Here is an 11,177-nt window from a genome sequence, read left to right as displayed (position 1 = left end):
TCCAAACAAAACGTGCCGCCCCAACCAGGGCGGCACGCCATTTTTCTATCAGCCAACTCGCTGAAGTATGGTGACGAAGGCGCAAGACCGGGAGGGGTTATCTAAGCCGACATCCCGCAGCCGCGAAGCGGCGAGGACGTCGGCGTGATAACCCCGCAGGCCTTGCGCCGGCGGGAAGGAACCTACTTCACGACCAAAATGTCGCAGTCGGTATTGCGCAGCAGGAACGTCGAAATCGAACCCAGAAGCGCATACTTGATCGAGGACAGGCCGCGAGCGCCGCAGAGCACCAGGTCGGGCTTGACCACGTCGAGCATCTCGTCTTTGAGCGTCTCGCGAATACGACCGGCACGTATCATAACCTCGACCTCGGGAATATCGGGATTGGCCTTGGCCTCTTCGAGCTGCTTTTCGATGGAGTTCTTAAAGGCCTCCTCCAGACCGTTGACCAAATCGACCGGATAGGAGCCGGCGCTCTCGAGCGCCGTGGAATCGATAACGTGGCCGATAATCAGCTTGGCGCCGTTGTTCGCGGCGACCTTGATGGCGCGTGCGAGCACAAAATCCTGCTGCTCAGTACCGTCGAGTGAAACAAATACCTTGGTGTAACCCTCGTTCATGGTTTCCTCCTTGGTCTATCGCACGGGCGCGGGGCTCGTGCGTCGGGCGGGCGCGGGTGCGTTGACCGCCGGACACTTTATCTTGTTGCAGTTATACCCAAGGATTTCGGTTTAACTGCTCGCAATTCTGTGAACGGGCGAGTTTTTTTGGTAAGGGTAGGCGCGGTCGCACCGCCAACGGTTGATAATGGGACATCGCCCGCATCGTCCGCAGAACATCTACCGGCGGGTGTCTAACGAGGGGGTCCCTTTGGATATTATCGAGCTTCTAAAATCTGCCTTCATGGGCCTGGTCGAGGGCATCACCGAATGGCTGCCCGTTTCGTCGACGGGCCACATGATCTTGGTGGACGAGTTCGTCAAGATGAACGTGAGCGAGACGTTCTGGAATATGTTCCTGGTCGTGATTCAGCTCGGCGCCATTCTGGCCGTCTGCGTGCTGTTTTTCCACGAGCTCAACCCGTTCTCGCCCAGCAAGGGCAAGGAGGGCCGTCGCGACACCTGGGTGCTGTGGGGCAAGATTGTGCTCGGTTGCATTCCTGCGGCGGCGATCGGCCTGCCGCTCAACGACTGGATGGAGGAGCATTTCTACAACGCTCCCGTCGTGGCGCTGGCGCTCATTGTGTACGGCGTGCTGTTTATCGTGATCGAGAACTGGCGCGCGAGCAAGCGCGAGGAAATGGCCGTTGCCGGTTCGTTTGGTTCGCGTGCTGTGGTGTCGGGTGGACGTCCCGCCGGTGCGCACTTTGCGGCGCCCCCCACGGCTACCGCTGAGGATGAGGACGATGACGAGAATCTGGACTTTGGTTCCATCGCCACGCTCGAGGACCTCAGCTGGAAGACTGCGCTGGGTATCGGCTGCTTCCAGGTGCTTTCGCTGGTGCCTGGTACGTCTCGCTCCGGTTCTACCATCATCGGCGGCCTGCTTTTGGGCTGCACGCGCTCGGTGGCGTCTAAGTTCACGTTCTTCCTGGCCATCCCTGTCATGTTTGGCGCGAGTGCGCTCAAGCTGGTCAAGTACTTCATCAAGGGCGGCACGTTCGGCACCAACGAGATCGCCATCTTGGGCGTGGGCTGCGTTGTTGCCTTTGTGGTTTCGCTCATCGCCATCAAGTGGCTCATGGGCTTCGTCCGCCGTCACGACTTTAAGTGCTTCGGTGTTTACCGCATCATCCTGGGCATCGTAGTGCTCGCATACTTCTTCGTTCTGGAGCCCATGCTCGGCCTCTAACTTAGTCGACGCTGCGCGGCGGCCAGAGCGACAGCTTGTCATTCAAAGAGGGTTGCATGACCAAAAGGTCTATGCTGCCCTCTTTTTTGGGCGATGGGGTGGGTCCGATGGTGGCGCACGGAGTCGTGGTGTGATTTGCGTCGGTGTCCGCGCGGCTCGGTATACTGGTACGGCTCAAACTATGGTGCTGCCCGCAGGCGCGCCGTCCGTCAGATGAGGAGTCGCCCATGACCCAGCCCCTGCCCTGGGAAAAGAACACTGCCGCGCCCGTGCCGCCCGCGCCGGAACCCGTGCCACTCGATGCATACACCGCCCCCGCTGCGCCGGAGCCCGAGCTCGTTCCGCTCGACATCTACGACGCTCCCGCGCCGGCGCCCAAGCCCGCCAAGCCGCTCGTCGACATCGACAGCCTTAATCCCGCCCAGCGCGAGGCGGTCCTGTCCACCGAGGGCCCGTTGCTGGTGCTCGCCGGCGCCGGCTCGGGCAAGACCCGCGTCTTGACCTTCCGCATCGCACATATGCTCGGCGACCTGGGTGTTAAGCCTTGGCAGGTTCTTGCCATCACGTTTACCAACAAGGCTGCGGCCGAGATGCGCGAGCGTCTGGCGGCACTCATCCCAAGCGGCACCCGTGGCATGTGGGTGTGCACCTTCCATGCCATGTGCGTGCGCATGCTGCGCGAGGACGCCGACCTGCTGGGCTATACCGGTCAATTCACCATCTACGATGACGACGACTCAAAGCGCATGGTGCGCGACATTATGCAGGCGCTCGGCATCGAGCAAAAGCAGTTCCCCATCAACATGATCCGCAGCAAGATCAGCTCTGCTAAAAACGCCATGATCGGGCCCGAGGACATGCTCAAGAGCGCCGATAGCCCCAACGACAAAAAGGCCGCGCAAGTCTACCTGGAGCTGGAGCGCCGCCTGCGCGCCGCCAACGCGATGGACTTCGACGACCTGCTCGTGCGCACGCTCGAGCTACTGCGCACCCGCCCCGAGGTGCTCGACAAGTACCAAGAGCGCTTCCGCTACATTAGCGTCGACGAATATCAGGACACCAACCACGTCCAGTACGAAATCGCCAACCTGCTGGCCGCCAAGTACCAAAACCTCATGGTCGTGGGCGACGACGACCAGTCCATTTATAGCTGGCGTGGCGCCGACATCACCAACATCCTGGACTTTGAGCAGGACTTTAAAAACTGCAAGACCGTCAAGTTGGAGCAGAACTATCGCTCCACGGGTCACATCCTGAGCGCCGCCAATGCCGTTGTTCGCCACAACTCGCAGCGCAAGGACAAGCGCCTGTTTACGGCCGAGGGCGATGGCGAGAAGATTCAGGCTTTCCAGGCAAGCGACGAGCGCGACGAAGGTCGCTGGATTGCCGGCGAGATCGAAAAGCTGCATGCCAAGGGTACGAGCTACGACGATATCGCCGTGTTCTACCGCACCAACGCCCAGTCGCGTATCCTCGAAGATATGTTCCTGCGCGCGGGCGTGCCCTACAAGATCGTCGGCGGCACGCGATTCTTCGACCGCGCCGAGATTCGCGACGTCATGGCCTATCTCAAGATGATCGTGAACCCGGCCGACGAGATGAGCGTCAAGCGCGTCATCAACACGCCGCGCCGCGGCATCGGCTCCACCTCGATCCAAAAGATCGAGCAGCTGGCGCGCGACAACCGCTGCTCGTTCTTCCAGGCCTGCGAGATCGCAACAGCCGAGACGGGCATGTTTAGTGCCAAGGTGCGCAACGGCCTGTCGAGTTTTGTGGCGCTGGTGCGCGAGGGCCGCCGCATGGACGGCGAGCTCAAGGACGTCGTCGAGATGATTGTCGATAAGACGGGCCTGCTGCAGGCGTTTCGCGCCGAGGGCACCATGGAGTCCGAGAGCCGCGCCGAGAACATCCAGGAATTCCTGGGCGTCGCCGCCGAATTTGAGGAGACGCACGAGGATATCGAGGGTACGCTCGAGAGTCTAGAAGAGCTGCGCGCGGCCGGTGTTGCCGACGTGCCGTCCGTCGCCGAGTCCGAGTCCGCCGTGGTGAGTGCGCCCGCGTCCGAGCCGGGGCCGTCCGCTCCGGCATCCTCGTTTGAGGCACTTGTCGGCGCTCGTGACGCCGCGGGCTCCAATCCGCTCGATAGCCTAGCCGCCCCGGCGCTCTCGCCGCAGGATGCCCTGGCCGCCGCCATCGCGGGCAACGCGTATGCCGTGCCAACAGAGCTACCGGCGGGCGTCGTGCATGCCGACGAGATCGAGCGCACCTACGGTCCGCTCACCTGTAAGGCACTGCCGGCACTCATGGAGTGGCTGGCCCTGCGCTCCGACTTGGATTCCCTGGCCGGCGAGACGCATGCCATTACCATGATGACCATCCACTCCGCCAAGGGCCTGGAGTTCCCGGCGGTGTTCGTGGCCGGCATGGAGGAGGGTATCTTCCCGCACGTGCACGACTTTGGCGGCAGCGATGACCCGGGCAAGCTCGAGGAGGAGCGTCGCCTGGCCTACGTTGCCATCACGCGTGCCCGTAAGCGCCTGTTCCTGACCTATGCGGCCACGCGTCGCACCTACGGCTCGACCTCTGCCAACCCGCGCTCTCGCTTCCTCAACGAGATTCCGTTTGAGGATATCGAGTTTAGCGGTATCGGTTCTGCCGGTTTTGAGGGCACGGGCTGGGAGAAGCGCGGCGACCGTCACGGCACCTTTGGCTCGGGCATGGGCTCGGATATGTATGGCGGCAAGGTGTTCGGTTCGCATACGCGCTCGACCGGCGGTTCCGGTTCGCGCGGCGGATCGAGCTTCGACGATTTCTTTGGTGGCAGCACCTATGGCACCGAGCGCCATCGCGGGGTTTCGCCCGACGCCGGCCGTGTTGCCTCGACCTTTGGTTCGGGCGCGCCGCGAGCTAAAAAGCCGTCGTCCAAGGTGTCGCCGACGGTGGAGCGCAAGGTCGATCGCGCCAGCGCGTCGCAGGACTTTGCCGCGGGCGATACCGTGAGCCACAAGACCTTTGGCACCGGTACCGTGATCTCGGTCGCCGGAGACATGATCGAGGTTCAATTCGAAAAGACCGGCCAGACCAAAAAGCTCATGAAAGGTTTTGCACCGATCGTCAAGCTGTTGTGATCCCGGCGGACCTGGGCGGGCGTATAGGGCAACATCGCCTGCTCGGGTCCTTGGGTAACGTTGCTGGACGAACGTCGCTTTGCTCGTTCGCTTTTTGGTCTGGAGAGCAGGGTGGGCTGATATATAGATACGAGTAGGGGCTCCTCCGTTGATGAACGGGGGAGCCCCTTGTTGCTTTTTGATTGTCGTTACTAGCCAGAGACTCGCCGGGATGGGGCGCGGGGTTTGGTCGATCGTGAGTTCCGCACGAGCCGGAGAGCACTTAATGTGCTCTCCGTGCGAGCAGGACTGTCCGAACAGGCGATCAAACCCCGCGCCCCATCCCGGCGAGCGCTCGGGGATCGATAGCTTACAGATGCGAGACGATCAGTTCCATCTTGCCTTCGAGGTCAATGTCGCTGACGGTGCTCGGAGCCAGCAGGTGGCTGCCCTTGTGGACGGGGTCGCCGCAGACGGTGCCTTCGCCGTCGATGACCGACAGACACATGAAGGGCCAGTGCTGGTCGAGGGTCTTGCTGCCGTTGACGCGCACGCGATCGACGGTGTAGCAGGGGTTGGACTCGAGTTCGGTCACGCCGTCGACTTCGGGCGCGGTCACGGTGCCGTCGGTCGGAGCCTGCGCGTTAAAGTCGATGCAATCGAGGCTCTGCTCAATGTGCAGCGGGCGCAGCTTGCCGTCGGTGCCGGGGCGGTCGTAGTCGTACAGGCGATACGTCACGTCGCTCGATTGCTGCGTCTCTAAAATGAGCGTGCCGGTCTTGATGGCGTGCACGGTACCGGAATCAATCTGGAAAAAGTCACCCTTGTGAATCGGCAGCACGTTGAGCATGTCGTCCCAGCGGCCGTCTTCGATCATCTGTGCAGCCTCGGCGCGGTCCTTGGCGCGCTGGCCGACGATGATTGTGGCGCCGGGCTCGCAGTCCAGCACATACCAGCACTCGGTTTTGCCCAGGCTGCCGTTCTCGTGCTCGGCGGCGTACTCGTCGTTGGGATGGATCTGGATCGAAAGGTCGTCCTTGGCGTCCAGAATCTTAATGAGCAGCGGGAACCCCTTGCCCTCGCAGTTGCCAAAGAGCTCGCGGTGCTCGGCCCACAGCCATGACAGCGTGTGACCGGCGTACGGGCCCTCAGCGATCTGGCAGTCGCCGTTGGGGTGTGCCGAGATGGCCCAGCACTCACCGATGGGACCCTCGGGAATGTCATAACCAAATACGGTTTCGAGCTGGCGGCCGCCCCAGATCTTCTCGTGAAAGATCGGCGTCAGTTTAATCAAATCGGACATGTTCATACCCCCATGGTGTTGCGCGGCCGCCCACTCTAAACGAGCCGTAACGAGCGCCCGCATGACTACAAAAACCTATGCCAACGTTACGTTGTGCAGCTCAAAGCGGTCGCCGACGTTGCGCGAAATCGAGTACTCAAAGGCGTTGCCGCTATCCAAAAAGCCAATCTGGTTGAGTTCGAGCAGGGGAGCGCCGGGTTTGGTGCCCAGACGCTCGGCCTCTTCCTCGGTTGCCGCCACGGCGCGGATGGTGCGGTGGAAGCTCGAAATCTTCAGCCCGCATTGCTCGCGGATAAAGCTATAGACCGATCCGTATAGGTCCTTCTTTTTAAGGCCCGGTATCAGCTCGAGAGGCATGTAGGTGTACTCGATGACGATGGGCTTCTCGTCGACCTGGCGCACGCGCACGATGTGATAGGCAAAGTCGTCCTCGGCAATTCCCAGCTGAGTTGCGACGTCCGCTGGTGGATTGACAATCGAGAAATCGTAGACCACCGAGGTCACCTTCTCCCCGCGGTGCTCATACGAAAAGCCCTGGGAGCGATCGTTCTTGCCCTGGAAAAACGCCTGGCCGGGAAGCCCCGCCGTGTCCTTAACGTAGGTGCCCGATCCGCGCCGGCTGGTAACAAGACCTTCATCGGTAATCTGCTCAATAGCTCGTTTGACGGTGATTTTGGAAACGCTATAGAGCTCGCAGAACTCAACGACGGTGGGCAGCTTGTCGCCCGGCTTTAGAGCGCCGTCCTCGATACTTCGACGGATATCTGCAGCTATTGCCTCGTATTTGGGAATCATGGAACCTCCTTTCCGGCTTGATTGAGTACAAACGAAAGTATAGTCCACGCCTAAGCATCCCTATTGCGTTTTTGAAAAGTTCGAGAAAGAGATAATTGAAAAACGCTTCTCTTTAACAACTAGAGCGCTTCAAATTAATATGCACTCTAATAATGTGGTATTGAGCAAATTGATTGGCTCGAGGACGGGGTTGGGCCGTTTTGCCGCCCAGCGAACCGGATTTCATGCCTTGCGTTTTCCCAGATAAAACCTGCCAAAACAAACCTGTCCCTTTTTGACAGGTTTTTGCCTGGGGAGCGGTACCATACAGGCAATGTTTAAACGAGAAAGGTGGGCTCCCATGGAACCTAAGCAGTACTATATCGGCATCGACGTTGGCGGCACTTCGGTTAAGGAAGGCCTGTTCGACGAGGACGGCAACCTGCTTGCCAAGGCCAGCGTGCCCACGCCTCCTATCGTTGACGCCGCGGGCTTTGCCGCGGTGACCGAGGCTATCGACCAGGTGGTCGCCAAGGCCCAGATTCCGCGCGCCTTTGTGGCGGGTATTGGCCTGGCCGTTCCGTGCCCCATCCCGGCATCGGGCGATGCCAAGGTCAAGGCCAACATTGCCATTAACCTGCCCGAGCTAAGAGTCGCCATTCAGGAGCACTGCCCCGACGCGGTCGTTAAGTACGAAAACGATGCCAACGCCGCTGCCATGGGCGAGGCCTGGCTCGGCTCTGCCAAGGGCGTACAGAACGTGGTGATGGTCACCATCGGTACCGGCGTGGGCGGTGGCGTTATCGTTAACGGCGACGTGGTATCGGGCGTTGTGGGTGCCGGCGGCGAGATTGGCCACATGTGCCTGAACCCCGAAGAGGAGCGCACCTGCGGCTGTGGCGGCCATGGCCATCTGGAGCAGTATTCCAGCGCCACCGGCGTGGTGAGTAACTACCTTGCCGAGTGCAAGAAGGCGGGCGTCGAGCCCATCGAGCTCACCGGGCCTTCTGATTCCAAGGACGTGTTCCAGGCCTGCCGCGAGGGTGACAAGCTCGCGCTGGCAGCTGCCGATACCATGGCCGACTATCTCGGCCGCGCCCTGGCGCTTATTGCCAACGTGGTCGATCCCGAGATGTTCCTGATCGGCGGCGGTGCTTCCGCTTCGGCCGATGTCTACCTCGACAAGGTCCGCGAGCACTTTAAGCAGTACGCGCTCTCCGCCTCGCGCGAGACGCCCATTAAGGTCGCTTCGCTCGGCAACGACGCCGGCATCATCGGTGCCGCTTACGTAGCCCTGCGCGCCGCCGGTAAATAGCTGGTGCGGGGGCAGGTGGTGAAAGGGGGACAGGCTTCGTCCCTGACCTCGCCTCAGCGCTTGCCCCAAATTGTGCCGCGACCCTTCCGTCTCATAAGGTTCGGCGTCAGCGTGCTACCATAGCTACGTCCAAGTACACATATCAAGTGGAGGATATCCATGGCAAACGTTCTTGTCTTTGGTCACCAGAACCCCGATAACGACGCCATCATGAGCGCCGTCGTCCTGTCCCAGCTGCTCAACCAGGTTGAGTATGCCGGCAACACCTACGAGGCCTGCGCCCTTGGTCAGCTTCCGGCCGAGTCCGCCAAGCTGCTTGCCGACGCCGGCATTGCCGAGCCCCGCGTGATCGAGTCCGTCGAGGCCGGCCAGCTCGTCGTCCTCACCGACCACAACGAGTCCGCCCAGTCTGTCGCCGGCCTTAAGGACGCCACGGTCTTTGGCGTCGTCGATCATCACCGCATCGGCGATTTCGAGACCGCCGGCCCGCTGCACTACATCTGCCTGCCCTGGGGTTCCAGCTGCACCATCGTCACCAAGCTCGCCGGCGTGCTCGGCGTTGAGCTTTCCGACGTCCAGGCCAAGCTGCTGCTCTCGGCCATGATGACCGATACGCTCATGCTCAAGAGTCCCACCACCACCGATGTCGACCGCGCTGTCGCCGCCAAGCTCGGCGAGCAGGTGGGTGTCGACCCGGTCAAGTTTGGCATGGAGGTCTTCCTCACCCGTCCGTCCGGCTCCTTCACCGCAGCCGAGATGGTCGGCAACGACATCAAGATGTTCGAGCCCGCCGGCAAGAAGCTGCTCATCGGCCAGTACGAGACCGTCGACAAGAGTCGTGCGCTCGGCATGATCGACGAGATTCGCGAGGCCATGCGTGCCTACGCCGCCGAGAAGGGTGCCGATGGCATTGTCCTGTGCATCACCGACATCATGGAGGAGGGCTCGCAGGTCCTGCTCGAGGGCGAGACCGAGGCCGCTCAGAAGGGCCTGGGCATTGCCGACGAGCACGACGGCGTCTGGATGCCGGGTGTCCTCTCCCGTAAGAAGCAGGTCGCTGCCCCCATCATGGCCGCCTGCTAGGTTTAGTTGACCAAACGCCACGACCGGATCGCGGACGCCCCGCGCTCCGGTCGTTTTTTGTGCACGGAACCGCGTTGTCTCTTGGACAGGCGTGCCCGTGCCGTTGAGCAAATAATGTTCAACCTGTGGTTCCGCTTTTCGGCCACGCCTGCGTGCTTGTCGTGCAGGGTAGGCTAGATGCAAGCGTAATACGTTAGAGCGCGGCGCCGCCACTTGGGCGGGCCGTGCTTTTTTAAGACGGGAGCTTTCCCGAGAAAGGAGCCGCCCATGGCAGCAACTGAGCAGCTGTTCAACGTTCGTGAGCGCAAGCGCTTTGAACGTCACGACATTTGGGAGCGCATCGCCGAGAACGGCACGATTTCCGCCGCCGTCATGGTCTTCGCCGCTATCGCCGCCGTTATCTGCGCCAACACCGATGCCTACGAGGCCATCCATCAGTTTTTGGAGACTCCGCTGTATGTGGGTCTGGGCAACCTTACGGCCGGTCTTACCGTTGAGCTATTCGTCAACGACTTCCTCATGGCGATTTTCTTTTTGTTGGTGGGCATCGAGCTTAAGTACGAGATGACGGTCGGCGAGCTCAAGAATCCGCGTCAGGCCATGCTTCCCATGCTGGCGGCCGTGGGCGGCGTCGTCGTTCCCGCCTGCATCTATCTGATCTTTAACCATGCCGGCGCGCACAACGGCTGGGCCATTCCCATGGCAACCGATATTGCCTTTGCGCTGGGCGTGCTGTCGCTTTTGGGCAACCGCGTGCCCAACGGCGTGCGCGTGTTCTTCTCGACGCTCGCCATCGCCGACGACCTGATCTCCATCGCCGCCATCGCCATTTTCTACGGTCAGAGCCCCAATCCGTTTTGGTTGGGCGCCGCCGCGCTTGTGACCTGCGCGCTCGTGTGGCTCAACAAGACGCAGCATTACCGCCTTGCCCCGTATTCGGTACTGGGGCTGCTGCTGTGGTTCTGCATGTTCAAGAGCGGCGTGCACGCTACGCTTGCTGGCGTCATCTTGGCCTTTACCATCCCGGCCAAGTGTGGCGTCAAGCTCGATAGCCTCACCGATTGGCTGGGCGAGTGCCTGCCGCTGCTCGATGACCGCTACGATGATGAGGCACACATCCTGGGCCAGCATGACTTTACCGTCTCGACAACCAAGGTCGAGCGCGTCATGCACCGCGTGACCCCGCCGCTTATCCGCATGGAGCGTCTGATCTCCACGCCGGTCAACTTTGTGATCCTGCCGATCTTTGCGTTCGTAAACGCTCAGGTTCGCTTAGTGGGCGTGGACATGAGCACGCTGCTCACCGATCCGGTGACGCTCGGCGTGTACTTTGGCATGCTGCTGGGCAAGCCGATCGGCATCTTTGGTATGACGTTTGCCCTGGTTAAGCTTAAGGCCTGCGAGCTGCCGCACAATGTCAACTGGCACATGATTGCCGGCGTGGGCATTCTGGGCGGTATCGGCTTTACCATGTCGATTCTCATCAGCGGCCTTGCCTTCCCGACGGCCCAGTTTGAGGTTCTTGCAGCCAAGGCCGCTATTCTCGCCGGTTCGGTCACCGCAGCCGTGCTTGGCATGATCTACATGAGTGTGATCTGCAAGCACCCCGCGACCAAGGACGAGTAAGAGCGCGAAAACCGGCTCCAGAACCGATTCGGGCGCGTTCAAAATGCGGATTCGGGCGGTGCTTGCGGTGGCGCGCGCAGACGTGGTGTAAGAGCGTCCCGAGGTCCGTCGCTGCAAG

The 11,177-nt window shown here is 61.1% G+C and carries 8 protein-coding genes; 5 read left to right on the top strand and 3 right to left on the bottom strand.

The features are described 5' to 3' along the window. Positions 1-182: 182 nt before the first annotated feature. Positions 183-620 carry a universal stress protein gene (locus DW796_RS09905; RefSeq protein WP_117583590.1) on the bottom strand — a complete coding sequence of 146 codons (438 nt, stop codon included), beginning with the start codon at positions 618-620 and terminating at the stop codon, positions 183-185. A 250-nt stretch (positions 621-870) separates the two neighbouring features. Between DW796_RS09905 and DW796_RS09900 the strand changes: the two genes are divergently transcribed. Together DW796_RS09900 and DW796_RS09895 are read left to right on the top strand one after the other, a co-directional pair. Next, positions 871-1,851: an undecaprenyl-diphosphate phosphatase gene (locus tag DW796_RS09900; RefSeq protein ID WP_089572431.1), complete on the top strand. Its 981-nt coding sequence runs from the start codon at positions 871-873 to the stop codon at positions 1,849-1,851. Positions 1,852-2,078: 227 nt separating this feature from the next. Next, a complete protein-coding gene (locus tag DW796_RS09895) occupies positions 2,079-4,979 on the top strand; it encodes an ATP-dependent helicase (protein ID WP_118095178.1) in 2,901 nt (966 codons plus the stop codon). A 349-nt stretch (positions 4,980-5,328) separates the two neighbouring features. Here DW796_RS09895 and manA read toward each other — a convergent pair whose 3' ends face one another. Together manA and DW796_RS09885 are read right to left on the bottom strand one after the other, a co-directional pair. After that, on the bottom strand, positions 5,329-6,261 hold the full coding sequence (manA, locus tag DW796_RS09890; RefSeq protein ID WP_369832174.1) for a mannose-6-phosphate isomerase, class I: 933 nt from the start codon (positions 6,259-6,261) through the stop codon (positions 5,329-5,331). Between the two features lie 75 nt (positions 6,262-6,336). Next, positions 6,337-7,056 carry a GntR family transcriptional regulator gene (locus tag DW796_RS09885; RefSeq protein ID WP_118095131.1) on the bottom strand — a complete coding sequence of 240 codons (720 nt, stop codon included), beginning with the start codon at positions 7,054-7,056 and terminating at the stop codon, positions 6,337-6,339. Positions 7,057-7,396: 340 nt separating this feature from the next. Between DW796_RS09885 and DW796_RS09880 the strand changes: the two genes are divergently transcribed. The 3 genes from DW796_RS09880 (at position 7,397) to nhaA (ending at position 11,059) form a co-directional block, all read left to right on the top strand. Continuing rightward, the gene (locus DW796_RS09880; RefSeq protein ID WP_233539252.1) at positions 7,397-8,350 is read left to right on the top strand and encodes an ROK family protein; all 954 of its coding nucleotides are present in this window, start codon (positions 7,397-7,399) and stop codon (positions 8,348-8,350) included. A gap of 159 nt (positions 8,351-8,509) precedes the next feature. Continuing rightward, positions 8,510-9,433: a manganese-dependent inorganic pyrophosphatase gene (locus DW796_RS09875; RefSeq protein ID WP_006235927.1), complete on the top strand. Its 924-nt coding sequence runs from the start codon at positions 8,510-8,512 to the stop codon at positions 9,431-9,433. A 267-nt stretch (positions 9,434-9,700) separates the two neighbouring features. Next, positions 9,701-11,059, top strand: coding sequence for a Na+/H+ antiporter NhaA (gene nhaA / locus DW796_RS09870; protein WP_118095129.1), 1,359 nt, complete (start codon positions 9,701-9,703; stop codon positions 11,057-11,059). The last annotated feature ends 118 nt before the right edge of the window (positions 11,060-11,177 follow it).

The organism is Collinsella sp. AM31-2AC, assembly GCF_003469285.1.
Lineage (GTDB): Bacteria > Actinomycetota > Coriobacteriia > Coriobacteriales > Coriobacteriaceae > Collinsella > Collinsella aerofaciens_AT.
Note: the sequence above shows the minus strand (reverse complement) of the source record. Positions and strands in the feature narration are given on the sequence as shown.